12 protein-coding genes and 1 pseudogene are annotated in these 14,693 nt (G+C 67.5%); 10 read left to right on the top strand and 3 right to left on the bottom strand.

The genetic code is table 11. From position 1 onward, the window contains the following. Positions 1 to 212 precede the first annotated feature (212 nt). The 3 genes from CKO27_RS18710 to CKO27_RS18700 are packed head-to-tail and all read left to right on the top strand — an operon-like array spanning position 213 to position 3,219. On the top strand, positions 213 to 584 hold the full coding sequence (locus tag CKO27_RS18710; RefSeq protein WP_200376443.1) for a hypothetical protein: 372 nt from the start codon (positions 213 to 215) through the stop codon (positions 582 to 584). After that, the gene (locus CKO27_RS18705) at positions 581 to 1,399 is read left to right on the top strand and encodes a hypothetical protein (protein WP_200376442.1); all 819 of its coding nucleotides are present in this window, start codon (positions 581 to 583) and stop codon (positions 1,397 to 1,399) included. Before CKO27_RS18710 ends, CKO27_RS18705 begins: the two co-directional genes overlap by 4 nt. Beyond that, complete coding sequence (locus tag CKO27_RS18700; protein ID WP_200376441.1) at positions 1,399 to 3,219, top strand: V-type ATP synthase subunit I; 1,821 nt, start codon at positions 1,399 to 1,401, stop codon at positions 3,217 to 3,219. The genes CKO27_RS18705 and CKO27_RS18700 overlap by 1 nt, the downstream gene beginning before the upstream one ends. A 205-nt stretch (positions 3,220 to 3,424) precedes the next feature. Here the strand turns inward: CKO27_RS18700 and CKO27_RS18695 are convergent, their stop codons facing one another. Next, positions 3,425 to 4,312 (bottom strand): alpha/beta hydrolase family protein, encoded by an 888-nt coding sequence (locus CKO27_RS18695; protein ID WP_200376440.1) that lies wholly within the window; start codon positions 4,310 to 4,312, stop codon positions 3,425 to 3,427. Between the two features lie 429 nt (positions 4,313 to 4,741). On the opposite strand from CKO27_RS18695, the gene CKO27_RS18690 reads away from it, so the two are divergent. From CKO27_RS18690 to CKO27_RS18665, 6 genes are all read left to right on the top strand, one after another. After that, positions 4,742 to 5,098 carry an ATP synthase subunit C gene (locus CKO27_RS18690; RefSeq protein WP_200376439.1) on the top strand — a complete coding sequence of 119 codons (357 nt, stop codon included), beginning with the start codon at positions 4,742 to 4,744 and terminating at the stop codon, positions 5,096 to 5,098. A gap of 11 nt (positions 5,099 to 5,109) precedes the next feature. After that, on the top strand, positions 5,110 to 5,430 hold the full coding sequence (locus CKO27_RS18685; protein WP_200376438.1) for a V-type ATP synthase subunit F: 321 nt from the start codon (positions 5,110 to 5,112) through the stop codon (positions 5,428 to 5,430). Continuing rightward, the gene (locus CKO27_RS18680) at positions 5,427 to 6,056 is read left to right on the top strand and encodes a hypothetical protein (RefSeq protein ID WP_200376437.1); all 630 of its coding nucleotides are present in this window, start codon (positions 5,427 to 5,429) and stop codon (positions 6,054 to 6,056) included. Before CKO27_RS18685 ends, CKO27_RS18680 begins: the two co-directional genes overlap by 4 nt. Next, positions 6,053 to 7,825 carry a V-type ATP synthase subunit A gene (locus tag CKO27_RS18675; RefSeq protein ID WP_200376436.1) on the top strand — a complete coding sequence of 591 codons (1,773 nt, stop codon included), beginning with the start codon at positions 6,053 to 6,055 and terminating at the stop codon, positions 7,823 to 7,825. The genes CKO27_RS18680 and CKO27_RS18675 overlap by 4 nt, the downstream gene beginning before the upstream one ends. A 252-nt stretch (positions 7,826 to 8,077) precedes the next feature. Then, positions 8,078 to 9,229, top strand: a complete 1,152-nt coding sequence (locus CKO27_RS18670) for an efflux RND transporter periplasmic adaptor subunit (RefSeq protein ID WP_200376435.1) — start codon at positions 8,078 to 8,080, stop codon at positions 9,227 to 9,229. 78 nt (positions 9,230 to 9,307) lie between these two features. Continuing rightward, positions 9,308 to 12,415: an efflux RND transporter permease subunit gene (locus CKO27_RS18665; protein ID WP_200376434.1), complete on the top strand. Its 3,108-nt coding sequence runs from the start codon at positions 9,308 to 9,310 to the stop codon at positions 12,413 to 12,415. A gap of 320 nt (positions 12,416 to 12,735) precedes the next feature. On the opposite strand, the gene CKO27_RS18660 is transcribed toward CKO27_RS18665, so the two are convergent. Beyond that, entirely contained in the window at positions 12,736 to 13,638 is a 903-nt protein-coding gene (locus CKO27_RS18660) for a LysR substrate-binding domain-containing protein (protein WP_200376433.1), read from the bottom strand. A 138-nt stretch (positions 13,639 to 13,776) separates the two neighbouring features. On the opposite strand from CKO27_RS18660, the pseudogene CKO27_RS18655 reads away from it, so the two are divergent. Beyond that, positions 13,777 to 14,286: pseudogene (locus tag CKO27_RS18655) on the top strand (flavodoxin domain-containing protein); the annotation flags it as partial. Between the two features lie 47 nt (positions 14,287 to 14,333). On the opposite strand, the gene CKO27_RS24645 reads toward CKO27_RS18655, so the two are convergent. Then, positions 14,334 to 14,693 (bottom strand): hypothetical protein (locus CKO27_RS24645; RefSeq protein WP_242470995.1); only part of this gene is annotated, 360 nt, incomplete at its 5' end.

The raw sequence follows: 14,693 nt of genomic DNA, 5'->3' as shown, positions 1-14,693 counted from the left end.
AGGGTATCTGGGGCGCGCCCGCGCCTCCATCGAGGTTGGGGCGGGCGCGCCAAGCGCGTCAGTTTATACCGATCGCATGACCGACCGATACCGCGCTGGGGATGTCTCGCGAAAAGGTGCCCGGCATCCCCAGGGCGCTTGCGCCAGGTCAGTTGAACAAACGGGCCTGGGTTCTACCATCATTTTGAATCCATCCCGTGGATGTGGAGCCCATGACCAGCAACGAGTCCAACGGCACGGCGCCCGGCGATCTGGCCTTCAATCGGGTTCTGGAGGCGGAGGCTAGGGCTCGCGAGCGGATCGACGCCTGCCGTCTTGAAGCCGCCAGTCTGATCAAGACGGCCGAGGAACGCGCGCGTCGTATCGGGGAGCGGACCGATGCGCGCCTTCTGAAGGCGCATCGGCTGGCGGATGCCAGCGTCGAGCGGGCGCTTGGCTCGCTGCCGCGTACCGCCGAGGCCGGCGGCGACCCGGACGGGCGCGCGCTCGCGCGCCTGGAGCGCGCGGTCGCCGCCCTCGCGGACGAGATCATCGGCCTGACCGCGCCGGGCGCGGATTCCGGCACCGGGGGGGACGGATCGTGATCGATGGTGTCGGGTTCGGCTACGCTCAGGCGCGGATGCAGGCGCGTCTGGCCCAATTGCCCAGCGAGGCGGATTGGGAACGCCTGGCGGCGGCCCGCACACTCTCGGCTTTTCTTGAAGAGGCCCGCGGCGGGGTGCTCGGACCCTGGATCAAGGGCTTCTCGGCGCACAGCCAGGTGCCTGATCTGGAGCGGGGATTGCGCGGGCTGGCCGGGGAACGGATCGAGCAGGTCGCGGATTGGGTTCCGGAGCCCTGGCGCGCGGCGGTGCTCTGGCTGGCCTGGTTGCCCTGGCTTCCGCTGATCGAGCACCTGGCGCGCGGCGAACCCCGGCCGGATTGGCTCGGTGACTACGCGGCCGGCGCCTTTCCCGGCGGCGATGTCGCCGGCCCGGATGGTCGGTTCGGGGAGCGACGGGGGGATCGGGACCGGAAGGCTTCCCAGCCGATGGATGTCCTCGATCGATTCCTGGCATCGATCGGTGGCGAGGTCGCGCAGGACGGGGAGGGGATCGGCGGGCGCTGGTTGGCGGGTTGGATTGCCCGCTGGCCGTCCACTGGACAGGAGTCCCGCGACCACCTGGACGCCTTGATCGCGCTGGTCGGGCAACATCTCGCCGCCTTCCGCGCGGCCAGCCCCGAGACCGCCTGGGACCGGCGTCGCGCCCTGCGCGAGCGGCTGCGTCTGGGTTTCCGTCGCCAGCCGCTGACGGCCGTCGCCGTCTTCGCCTATCTGGGTCTGGTGTTCCTGGATCTTGAGCGGCTGCGCGGCGAGTTGATCCGTCGGGCGCTCTTCGGTCAGGAGCCGACCGGCTGATGTTCCGTCCCCTTTCCACGCGCTGGTTCGAGATCCTCTGTCCGCGGGCCGAGAGCGTGCGGATCCTGGCCGAGTTGGCGCGTACCGGGGCGATCGAGATCGAGCGGCACGACCGGCGCGAGGCGGATTTCCCGCTCGCCCATCTAGCCGAGCCGCTCGCCGTCCATGAGTCGCTCTATCCCCGCTACGGCCGTTACTGGGAGCGCGGAATCTGGCGTCATTCGGTCCTGATCGAGCCACCCGAGGCGGTCCTGGAGCGTGCCATGGCGCGGATCGCGGCCTGGCGTGTCGAGGCCGATCCGCTGATCGACCTGCTGCAATCCTGCGAGGAGGAATTGCTCAGGCTCAAATGGCTGGCCCAGGTGATCGAAACGCTGATCGACACTGAGTTGGATTTTGGCGCCGTCGCGCGCAGCGGTCCCATCCTCGGAACCTTCTGCGCCGTGCTCCCGCTGGAGGCTCGGTGGCCACTGCCGGACGCCATGCTGTTGCGCCAGATTCCCTGGGAGAAGGAGCGCTGCGTCATGATCCTCGGACCGCGCGAGCGTCTCGACGAGGCCAAGCGGCTGGTCCAGTCGGTCAAGGGCCGTCTCATCGAGCGGCCGGCCTGGCTGAAGGGCGACGCGCGCGACTCACTGGGCCGGATCCGCGCCCGCCGGACCTTTCTAGCCACCCGCGTGGTTCATCTCCAGGCGGAGCTGGATACGCTTTTCGACGAATATGATCTCGGCGTCTCGCTCGGCAAGGTCTCTACCCTGAGCTGGTTCGTGCGCCATGTGGGCTGTCTGGAGCCGGCCAGCGCGAATCTGGTCTGGATCACCGGCTGGACCCATGATCTGGGTGGCACGAGCCTGAACGCGACACTGGACCGGACCCGAGCGCGCGCCCTCCTGCGCCTGGCCCCGCCGCCGCGCGGCAAGCGCGTGCCCCAGGTGCTTTGGAATCCGCCCTGGATGCGCCCCTTCGAGATCTTCGCGCGCGCCCTCGGGGTGCCGGGTTCCGATGAAGTGGATCCGACCCCGCTGCTGGCCATCCTGGTGCCCTTGCTGTTCGGCTATATGTTCGGCGACCTGGGGCAGGGGGCGGTGCTGTTGGGCCTCGGTCTCTGGCTGCGTCCACGTCTGCCCCTGGCCGGCCTGCTGGTCTGGGGTGGCGCATCGGCGATGCTGTTCGGCCTGCTTCAGGGCAGCCTCTTCGCACGCGAGGACATCCTGCCGGCGCTCTGGGTTAGTCCCCTGCACGACCCGATCGGCATCCTGCTGGTTCCGCTGCTGGTCGCCGTGGGTCTGCTGAGCCTGGGCCAGATGCTCGCCGGAGTGGGCGCGCGCTGGCGTGGCGATCTCCGGCACTGGCTGATGCAGGATCTGGGATTCCTGGTGCTCTATCTGGGTCTGATCCCTTGGTTCGTCGCCGATGGTCCGGCCTGGTTGCCGATCCTGGGGCTCCTCTGGTATCTGACCGGCGCCTTTCTGGTCCATCGCGACCTGCTGGGCACCCTGGCCGCGATCGGACATCTGGCCGAATCGGGTCTGCAGCTCTTCGTCAATACCATCTCCTTCGCCCGCGTCGGCGCCTTCGCCCTGGCCCACGCCAGTCTCTCGGCGGCGATCAGCGCCGTGGCGGACACGGCGCCGCCCTGGGCCTGGCTGGTCATCATGATCCTGGGCAATCTGCTGGTGATCGCGCTTGAGGGACTGGTCGTGTCCATTCAGACCACGCGGCTGGTGCTGTTCGAGTTTTTCAATCGTTTCCTGCACGGCAATGGTCGGGTGTTTCGTCCCCTGCCGATGCCTACCTCCGTGGTTCAGGGGACGGGTTAGTCCCTTCGGATTCGTGCTCGATTCGTCAAACGATTGGAGATTTGCGTCCTGGTGCCGTCAGGGCGTACGGACTCCAAGGCGATTTCAGGGAAAGTCCGTACCCGACCGAAAGCTCCGGAATACGAGGTTTCCCGGAAATCACCCAAGGTCCGGGATCCCCACCCGCAAGCGTCGTGACCGACAGGCTCCGCCTGAACCACGAGGCTCAGTGTTGGCCTGGCGAGGGCGTCAGATGCGACTCTAGCCACAGACTGGTCCAACCCACGATCTGATCCAGACCGCGTTGCTGGTCCAGCGTCGGGGTACTGGCGTCGGCCTCGGGATCGTCCTCGTTGCAGATCCCGTAGTGATTGGCGCCCGTGACGTGGATCAGGGCGTGGGGTGGCTGCAGGAGGGGGAGTGTCTGCTCGGCCTTTTCGGGGTCGGCCACGCCGTCGAGCGTCCCTTGGAGCAGCGCCACGGCCACGCCGGAGGTATCGCCCTCGAAGTCGGGGCGATTGCCGCCATAGACCACGATGGCCTTGAGGGCGTCTGGACGCTCGAAGCTGTCCTGGCAGGCAAAGGGTCGCTCGCAGATACCCGCGGCCGCATTGATGGCGATACCGCCACCGAAGGAATGGCCCACGAGCCCCAGACGTTCGGTGTCGACGATTTGGAACAGTCTGGAACTGGGGTCTTCATCCGCGAGACGCATCCGATCCAGGACATGGCTCACCACGCCGACCTCGGTGAACAAGGCCAGGCCAAAGCCTGGGATGACTTGTTCGTGGTTCGGGATCACGACCACATAGCCGCGTGCCGCGAGTCGCTGTCCGAACTGGGCGTATCTGGATTTGTCGACCCTGGCTCCCTGGAGCAGGATCACCAGGGGGAAGGCGTCCTCGAAGTAGCGATTGAGTCGGGGCGAGACGATCGGGGCATGGACGTCGGCCAGGTCGCCGCTCGGGAGTCGAACCACCTGGGTGTGCGCGGCCATCAGGCGTGGGGACTCGGGGGCGGCGGTCCCGAGCACGGGGATGAGCAAAGGGCACAGCAGGAACAACCAGCGTGTGTCGAAGGCCAGCGTGGTGGCGGCAAGATGTTGGTTTTTCATGCGATGGATTCCGGGAAAGTTGAATCGACCTAGCGACCTTGTGCCGGTAGGGCGGGCATAGACTAACCGCTCCGGGAACGGGCGCAATTACCCTTTGGGGCAACCCGCGATGGTTGGGTGTTTCGCCCCTTGCCGATGCCTCCTGGCCGCCCTTTCGGTTCTTGTTCTCGATTCGTCAAGCGAGAGTCGCCGGTCTTATGATTGACTCCTGTAAGCGCCTCCTGTAGTGCCTAATTTCAACGCCGCCTTCAAGCGCCAGTTCGGCGAACCGCCGGGCCAACCGCGGTGGGGGCGGCGGATGCCGGCTGGCTGGTGACTTCGACCGGCGCACCGGACAGCCGCCCATCGCCGAGCGAACGACAAGCCGCGAGCGAATACAGGGTTTCCCGGAAATCGCCTAACCGTGTCCAGGGACAATGAGGGGGAAATATGAATCGTCAGTTGTTGTTGGTCGGGTTGATGGTCCTTGGGGTCGCGCTTCTGGCCGGAATCAGCAGTCTGCTGATCTGGTCGCCCGCCGTGCTGGCGTCCGAGACGAGCGACCTCGCGCGCTCGGCCCTGGATCCGGGCGTGCTGCGCTGGGGCTATTTCTCCGCCGCTCTGGTCACGGGACTCGGCTCGCTGGCGGCCGCCTACGCGGTGGGCCGGGTCGGAACGGCGGCGGTCGGCGCGCTGGCCGAGAAGCCGGAACTGTTCGGTCGAGTGATCATCCTGGTCGGGCTCGCGGAGGGGATCGCCATCTATGGACTGATCGTCTCCATCCTCATCCTCAATCGGCTGAACTGAGGACGGGCGCCATGGCCCTGTGCGCCTTCCTCGGCGACGCCTTGACCGGAGCCGGTTTCCGACTCGCCGGCGTCTGGGTCCAGCAGCCGCGACCCCAGGAGATGCCGGCCCTGTTCGAGCGGCTGGCGAGCCGTGCCGGGCCTTCGGGCGAGCCCCGGGTCGAGCTGATTCTCATGACCGCGGAGGTCGCGGAGAGCCTCCCGCCAGCACGCCTGCGCGAGGTCCAGCGCCAGGGATGGCCGCTGGTGCTGGTGATCCCGGACGCGCGCCGGCGCTATCCGGTGCCCGATCTGGTCTCTTCCCTGCGGCGACAGTTGGGGCTCGCCGAATGAATCAGGAGGAACGCGAACGGGCGCTGCTGAAGCTGGTGAGCGACTACCAGGAGGGCGAGTGCCAGACGCTGCTCGAGGCCGCCCGCGCCGAGGCCGGCCGTTTGCTGTCGCTGGCCTATCGCCAGGCGCGGGCGCGTCTGCACGCGCGGGTCGTCGCCGAAAGGGCCAATGCGCGCGAGCGTGTCCATGCGGTTCGGGCCGAACGCGAGACACGCGCCAGGGCCGGCGTCGAACGGGCCAATGCGCGTCTCCTGGAGTTGGCCTGGCCCTGGCTGCGCGAGGCACTCGTCGCCCGCTGGCGGGAGCCGGAGTCGCGCCGTCACTGGATCCGGTTCGCCCGGCTCCAGGCCGAGCGCTCCTTGCCGCCGGGGGTCTGGACGATTCGTCATCCGCCGGACTGGGCATCATCGGAGCGGATGGAGCTGGCGTCGCGACTGACCGGGGAGACGGGGCGTCCGCCACGCTTCCTGGCCGACGGCGCGCTGCGCGCCGGTCTGGTGATCGAGGTCGCCGGGGCCTCGCTGGACATCAGCCTCGACGGACTCCTGCGCGATCGTCCCCGACTGGAAGCCCGATTGCTGGCCCTCATGGTCCGCGCCGACGAGCCCATGGAGGCGGCCCCATGACCCGCGCGATCACGACCTGGATCAGTGGTCCGGTGCTGCGTGCCCGCCCGGACGGACCCTTTCGGTTGCGCGAGTCGGTGACCGTGGGCGAGCGGCGTCTGCTCGGAGAGGTCATCCGTCTCGCGCGCGACGAGATCACCGTGCAACTCTACGAGGACACCAGCGGATTGCGACCGGGCGTCGAGGTGTTCGGATCCGGGCGTCTGCTGTCCATCCGGCTCGGTCCGGCCATCCTCTCGCGCATCTTCGACGGCCTGCTCCGGCCGATCGGCGATCCGCGCGATCCCTACGTCAAGCCCGGAATTCGCGAGGAAGCGGCCAGCCGTTTCCGCTTCACCCCCAGCGTGCGCGTCGGCGAGCGGATCGCGCCCGGTTTCCCGATCGGCGCCCTGTCCAACGGAACGGGTTTCGCCCAACGCTGTCTGGTGCCTCCGGGACATCCAGCCGGCGAGGTGGTCGAGATCCTGGGTCCGGGCGACTATCTGGACGACGAGACCCTGTGCCGCATCCGGGGCGCGGATGGCACGCTGACGGCGGTCGGCATGAGCCATGAGTGGCCGGTGCGACTCCCTCGACCGGTGCTCAAGCGCCTGCCCTCCGACGAACCCATGATCACCGGGCAGCGTCTGATCGACTGTCTCTTTCCGATCGCGCGCGGCGGTACCGGCGCCATTCCGGGCGGATTCGGAACCGGCAAGACGGTTCTGCTGGAGACGGTCGCCAAGTGGTGCGACGCGGATGTCATCATCTATGTCGGCTGCGGCGAGCGCGGCAACGAGATGGCCGGACTCCTGGCCGAGTTCACCGAGATTGAGGATCCGCGCACCGGCCGTCCGCTGATGGAACGGACCCTGGTCATCGCCAATACATCCAACATGCCGGTCTCGGCGCGCGAGGCGAGTATCTATACCGGGATCACGGTCGCCGAGTATTTCCGCGACCAGGGTCTCAACGTCACCCTGATGGCCGACTCCACCAGCCGCTGGGCCGAGGCGCTGCGCGAGGTCTCGGGGCGGCTGGGCGAGTTGCCGGGGGAGGCGGGTTATCCGGCCTATCTGAGCAGCCGGCTGGCCGATTTCTACGAACGGGCGGCGCGGGTGCGCACATTGGGCGGCGACATCGGCTCGGTCACGGTGCTGGGCGCGGTCAGTCCGCCCTCCGGCGATTTCTCCGAGCCCGTGACCACGCACACCAAGCGCTATGTCGGCTGTCTCTGGGGGCTCGACGCCAAGCGCGCCCAGGCCCGTTTCTACCCGGCTATCCATCCCCTGCAGTCCTACAGCCTGGTCGTCGGTCAGCTCGCCCGCTGGTGGCATACCACCGGCTGCACCCGCTGGCAGGAACTGCGCCGCCGCTTCCTGACCCTCTTGGAGGAAGAAGCCCATCTGGAGCGCATGGCCCGCATCATCGGCCGCGACGCCATGCCGCCGCGCCAGCGTCTGGTCCTGCTCTGCGCGCAACTCATCAACCAGGGATTCCTGCGCCAGATGGCCTTTTCCGAGAACGACCGCTACGCCACCCCGGAACGCCAGGCGGTGATGATGCGTCTGATCGGCGGCTTCATCGAACAGGCCGAGCGTCTGCTCGAGGCCGGCATTCCCCCCGAGATCCTGGAGGAGGAACCCATCTTCCGCCGTCTGAGCCGCATGGGCGAGGAAATCCCCGAGGGCGATTGGGACGCCTTCGCCGCGCTCGATCGCGAACTCGCGACCACCGCGCGCCGTCTCCTCGACGCGGCGCGCGAGGCGGGGAGCGCCGAGGCCACATAAGGCGATTTCCGAGAAATATTATCCCCGCGATTCACCCCGTCATGGACAGGATCGTCAGTTGTCAGGGTTTATAAATCTCTGTTTTTAATCCTGTCAATCTTGAGGAATCCTGTTAATCCTGTCCCATTCCGGAGCCTTCGGTCGGGTAGGGACTTTCCCGGAAATCGCCTAAAATGCCGGATCAGGGTGCGACACCGAACGATGCTCCCTTGGGTCGTTTGCATCGCGTCCGTCTTTCGAGGAGCCTCCCCCATGACCGCCGATTCTCGCTCCGCCTCGCGGCACCGCCGCCTGGGGCTCGCTCTGGTCGTGGCGATCCCTCTGCTCGGTATCGGCGCTCAAGGGGCGGCCGAGTCGCCGGCCGGGGCCGCCAGACCGGCACTGACCGTCACCCTGGCCGCGCCGGAGACGCACGAATGGCCGCGCCTGCTGGCCGCCACCGGCACCATCGCGGCCTGGCAGGAGGCCGTGATCGGCGCCGAGATCGGGGGCTATCGGGTCACCGAGGTGCTGGTGGACGTCGGCGACCGCGTCCGCGAGGGCCAACTGTTGATCCGCATCGATAGCGACACGGTAGCAGCGGAGCTGGATCAGGCCCGGGCCTCCGTCGCCGAGGCCGAGGCGATGCTCGCCCAGGCGCGCGACGACGGTGACCGGGCGCGTCAGGTCAAGGGCACGGCGGCCATGAGCGCGCAGCAGGCATCGCAGTACCTCACCTCCGAGCAGACCGCGCTCGCCCGTCTGGTCGCCGCCAGGGCCAAGGTGCGGACCGAGGAGTTGCGACTGACCCAGACCCGGGTGCTCGCCCCGGATGACGGGGTGATCTCGGCCCGTCTGGTGAGCATGGGCTCCCTGGCCCAGCCGGGGCAGGATCTGCTGCGGCTCATCCGCGGCGGTCGGCTGGAGTGGCGGGCCGAGGTGCCGGCGACCGAGCTGAGCCGGCTCGCGATCGGCGGGGAGGCCAGCGTCATCACCCCGGATGGGGGCCGCTTCAGCGGCCGTATCCGCCAGGTGGCCCCAACGGTGGACCCGCGCACCCTCACCGGACTGGTCTATGTGGATCTTCCCCTGGAGGCGACCGGCACGGCCTTGCGCGCCGGGATGTTCGTGCGCGGGGAGCTGGATCTGGGACGCTCCGAGGCCCTGACGCTGCCCCAGAGCGCGCTGCTGCTGCGCGACGGCTTCGCCTACGTGCTGCGGATCGGGGCCGATGATCGCGTGACGCGGGTCAAGGTCCAGGTGGATCGGCGTCTCGGCGACCGCGTGGAGATCGTCGGCGGTCTGGATCCGACGGCCCGGGTGGTGGCCTCCGGAACCGGCTTCCTCACGGATGGCGATCGGGTTCGCGTGGTGGAGGCGCCGCCGCCGATCCTGCCCCCCGCCGAGCCGGCATCGCCCAGATAGCGATGGCCCCGACTGGCCGCCGCGCGCGGCCGGTATCCGCCTCACCCGCCGCCACGCCCTCCATTCTCGCGAGCCCCGATGAACGTCTCCTCTTGGTCCATCCGCAATCCCACCCCGGCGATCCTACTGTTCGCGCTGCTCGGCTTCATGGGCACGCTGGCCTTCATGGGCATGAAGATCCAGCAGTTCATGGACATCGACCTGCCGAGCGTGCGGGTCATCGCCTCCCTGCCCGGTGCCGCTCCGGCCCAGTTGGAGACCGAGGTCGCCCGCAAGATCGAGAGTTCCATCGCCAGCATTCAGGATCTCAAGCACATCTATACCAAGGTGCTGGACGGCAACGTCACGGTCACGGCCGAGTTCCGTCTGGAAAAGACGACACAGGAGGCCGTGGACGACGTGCGCGACGCCGTCTCGCGCATCCGCTCGGACCTGCCGGGCGACCTGGAGGATCCCATCATCGCCAAGGTCGATCTGTCGGGCATGCCCATCCTGACCTACACGGTCGCCTCGCCGCGGATGGACGAGGAGGCCCTGTCCTGGCTGGTCGACAACACCCTCGCCCGGCGCCTGCTCGGCGTGCCTGGGGTGGGGGCGGTGTCGCGGGTCGGCGGGGTGGATCGCGAGGTGCGGGTGGAACTGGATCCGGACCGGCTGCTGGCCCTGGGGGCGACGGCGGCGGACATCTCGCGGCAGTTGCGCCAGTTTCAGCAGGAAGCCTCCGGCGGTCGGGCCGATCTGGGCGGCGCCGAGCACTCGGTGCGCACCCTGGGCACGGTTCAATCCGCCGCCGAGCTGGCCGAGATGGATATCTCCCTGTCCGACGGGCGCCGCATCCGCCTGGGTCAGGTGGCCAGCGTCACGGATACGGTGGCGGAGCGGCGTTCCGCGGCCCTGCTCGACGGACGCCCGGTGGTCGGGTTCGAGGTGGTGCGCAGCCGTGGGGCGGGAGAGATCGAGGTCGCCGAGGGGATCCGCGCCGAGCTGCGCGAGCTTCAGTCCGAGCACCCGGACATCGAGATCACCGAGTCCTTCAACTTCGTCGACCCGGTGGTGGAGAACTTCGAGGGCTCCATGGCCCTGCTGCTGGAGGGGGCGCTGCTCGCGGTGCTGGTGGTCTGGATCTTCCTGCGCGACTGGCGGGCCACGCTCATCTCGGCCACGGCCTTGCCGTTGTCGATCCTGCCCACCTTCGCCGTCATGTACCTGCTCGATTTCAGCCTCAACGTGGTGACGCTGCTCTCGCTCTCGCTGGTGGTGGGCATCCTGGTGGACGACGCCATCGTCGAGATCGAGAACATCATGCGTCACCTGCGCATGGGCAAGACGCCCTACCAGGCGGCCATGGAAGCGGCCGACGAGATCGGCCTGGCCGTCATCGCGACCACCTTCACCCTGATCGCCGTCTTTCTGCCCACGGCCTTCATGGGCGGGGTCGCGGGCAAGTTCTTCGTCCAGTTCGGCTGGACCGCCGCGATCGCGGTGCTCTTCTCGCTGGTGGTGGCGCGGCTGCTAACCCCCATGATGGCCGCCTATCTGCTGCGCCCGCCCCGCCACGATCAGGACCGGCCGCGCTGGCTGGATTGGGTGGTGCGTCTGACGGGGGTCTGCGTGCGTCACCGCTGGCTCACCAGCCTGGCGGCGGCCGCTTTCTTCATCGGCTCCTTCGCCCTGGTGCCCCTGCTGCCGACCGGCTTCATCCCACCGGACGATACCTCCCAGACCCAGGTCAATCTCTCGCTGCCGCCCGGCAGCACACTGGAACAGACCCTGACGGTCGCCGAGCAGGCGCGTAGCCTGGTGCAACGCCATCCCGAGGTGCGGCTCGTCTACACCACGGTGGGCGGCGGCTCGGCCGGCGGCGATCCCTTCCTGCCACAATCGAGCGAGGTCAACCGGGCCACGCTGACCATCCGGCTCACCCCGCGCGCCGCGCGCAAGGGAACCTCCAAGCAGCAGGTGGAGCGTGAACTGCGCGAGGTCCTGACCTTGATCCCAGGGGCACGCATCAACGTCGGGCTGGCCGGGGCGAATGAGAAGTATGTCCTGGTGCTGGCGAGCGAGAACGGCGAGGCACTGGCCGCGCACGCTCGCCTCGTGGAGCGCGAGCTGCGCACCATCCCAGGGATCGGCAACGTCACCAATACCGCCAGCCTGGTGCGCCCGGAGCTGGTGGTGCGACCGGACTTCGCCCGCGCGGCGGACCTTGGGGTCACCTCCGCCGCGATCGCCGAGACGCTTCGGATCGCCACCACCGGGGACTACGACCAATCCCTGCCCAAGCTCAATCTGCCCGAGCGGCAGGTACCCATCGTCGTCAAGCTGCCGCCCGAGGCGCGCCGGGATCTCGCGCTGCTGGCCCGTCTCGGCGTCCCCGGAAGCCAGGGATCCGTGATGATCGGCAGCGTCGCCTCGCTCGCCATCGACAGCGGTCCGGCCGAGATCGACCGCTATGACCGGCTGCGTAACGTCAACCTCGAGATCGAGCTGAATCAGCAACCGCTCGGCGAGGTCGAGAAACAGGCACTGGCCCTGCCGAGTCTGCGCGAGTTGCCGCCGGGCGTGTTCCAGACGACCGTCGGCGACGCCGAGGTGATGGGCGAGCTGTTCGCCAGCTTCGGTCTCGCCATGCTGACCGGGGTGCTCTGCATCTACGGGGTGCTGGTCCTGCTCTTCCGCGACTTCATCCAGCCCGCGACCATCCTCATGGCCCTGGTGCTCTCGATCCCCGGCGCCTTCCTGGCCCTCTATCTCACCGGCACCGCGCTCTCGATGCCCTCGATGATCGGGCTCATCATGCTGATGGGCATCGCCACCAAGAACTCCATCCTGCTGATCGATTACGTGATCCTCGCCCGCCGCGACCACGGTCTGGACCGCTGGCACGCCCTGCTGGACGCCAGTCGCAAGCGCGCCCGGCCCATCATCATGACCACCCTGGCCATGGGCGCGGGCATGCTCCCGATCGCGCTCGGGATCGGCACCGACCCCAGCTTCCGTGCCCCCATGGCGATCGTGGTGATCGGCGGACTCATCACCTCGACCTTCCTCAGTCTGCTCGTGATTCCGGTCGTCTACACCTTCGTCGACGATCTCATCCAGGGATCGCACCGGCTCCTGGCGCGGCGGAGCGCGTCCGGGGCGGCGTCCCAGGTCAAGGCCGAGGCTCCGGGTCGAGACGGGTAGGGGGCTCCCGGCGGTGATTTCCGGGAAATCTCGTACTCGTCATAGACAGGATTAACAGGATTTCGCAGGATTGACAGGATTTATAAAGTGCTGTCTCACCACCTATCGGTTCACGTAGTCAGGGCTTCCAGCCCTGGACAACCAGGCCAGGATGGCCTGGCTACGCTGGTCCGTAGCCTCTGTTCCGGTTGGTTTCGGGAAACTGACAGGTGATCGGAAAGCTCTGTTTTAAATCCTGTAAATCTTGAAAAATCCTGTTAATCCTGTCCATTCCGGAGCCTTCGGTCTTCGGTCGGGTCCGGACGTTCCCGGAAATCGCCTTACCCCGGCGACACGGAGGTCTCGGCCTTGAAGAGGTCGATGAAGATGCGATGGTATTTGCGCAGATGCTTGTCGCGCGCATAGGCGATCTTGGTCGTCTCCCAGGGAAAGAGCGCGCTGAGATCGCGCAGACCGAGATCGGCGTCCTCCTCGGGCTGATAGGCCAGCGCGGCGATGATGCCGACACCGAGCCCCTCGCGCACATAGGTCTTGATCACGTCGGTGTCGGCCGCGCTCAAGACCACCCTCGGCCGCAGTCCGGCCTTGGCGAAGGCGTCGCTGAAGCCGCCCCGCCCGGTGAACCCGAAGACATAGGTGATGATCGGGTGCTCGCACAGGGCGGCCAGCGTCAGGGGTTCCACATCGAGCAGGGGGTGCGGTCGCGGCGCGATCAATCCCCGATTCCAGCGGTAGCAGGGGATGGTCTGGAGACCCGCCTCATCGCCCAGCGCCTCGGTGCAGATCGCCAGATCCACCTGGTCGCGCAGGGCCAGTTCCACCAGTTGCCCCGGCGTGCCCTGATGGATCTGCAATTCCACCTCCGGATAGGCGGCGGCGAACCGCCGGATCACCGGCGGCAGGACATAGCGCGCCTGGGTGTGGGTCGCGCCAAGACGCAACACGCCCCGTGCCTCATCGCTGTGGTCGCGTCCGACCGCGAGGATATTGCCGGTCTGGCGTAGCGCCTCGCCAGCGTAGCGCGCGACCTGCTCGCCCACCTCGGTCAGCCCGACCAGGCGTTTGCCATGACGCACGAACAGGTGCGCGCCGACTTCCGTTTCCAGTTGCTTGAGATGCTGGGTCACGGCCGACTGCACCAGATGCAGCCGCTCCGCCGTGCGGCTCACATTGAAGCGGGTCTCGACCAGGGTGACCAGGGAGCGCAGTTGGCGCAGCTCCATATCATTCCTCGCGATAACGATTCATGAATCATCATTTTATGTCGTCCATGGCCTCTGCCTAGACTCTGGCTCGAAGGGGGCGAACCGCCCCCTAAGCGTCCACCGCGGCGCGCGACACCTGCCAGGGGATTTCGAGCGATGGCGCTGACACATCTGAACGCCTTGACCAGTCCAATCGACGACCGCCAACTGCGCGCCCTCCAGATCGCGCTGAAGGATCTGTCGCCCACCCAGATCGCCTGGGTCAGCGGCTATCTGGCGGGGTTGAGCGGGTCGGGCGCGCCAGCGGAGGCCGAGCCAAGGCCGGTCACGACCATCAGCATCCTCCATGGCTCCCAGACCGGTAACGCCAAGGCGGTCGCGGAGCGGCTCGGCGAGCGGGCGCTCGGCCAGGGACTGGATGTCCGGGTGCTCTCGATGAGCGATTTCAGCCCGCGCAAGCTGACCAAGGAACATCTGGCGCTCTTCGTCGTCAGCACCCACGGCGAGGGCGAGCCGCCCGAAAGCGCCTATGCCTTGCACGCCTTCATCCAGGATCCCGGCGCCCCGCCTCTGGAACATCTGAGCTAAGCGGTCCTGGGGCTGGGGGATTCGAGCTACGAGCATTTCTGCCGGACGGCGGTCGAGTTCGATCGTCGACTCGACGACCTGGGCGCGCGGCGGATCCTGCCGCTCCAGTGCTGCGATCTGGACTATCAGCCCGAGACCCAGCGCTGGACGGCGGACGCCCTGGAGCGGCTGGCCAGGCTCGCGCCGCCCAGGCCGAACAACGTGGTGGCGATGCCGGGCGCGCGCCCGAGCCAGCCGCGCGCGCCCGGCAAGGACAACCCCTTGTAAGTTAGTTTTGTCCGGTTGTAGGTTTGTTTTACCCGTCTCAGACCGTAACCCCTCTGATTTCGAGATCGTGGGAGAGCTTGGGTCGATGCGGGGTTTTCCTCAACAACCCGAACAGTTGCCAGGGCGTAAAGCCCGATTCTGCAAGGCGGGGTATAGGGAGGGATGAGCATGCATTCTGAAACCTGTTGGGTTGGTGTAGACGTCTCGAAGTCAACCTT

The organism is Thiocystis violacea, assembly GCF_016583575.1.
Taxonomy (GTDB): domain Bacteria; phylum Pseudomonadota; class Gammaproteobacteria; order Chromatiales; family Chromatiaceae; genus Thiocystis; species Thiocystis violacea.
The sequence above is the reverse complement of the archived record's forward strand: the minus strand, read 5'-3'. Positions and strand labels throughout refer to the sequence as shown.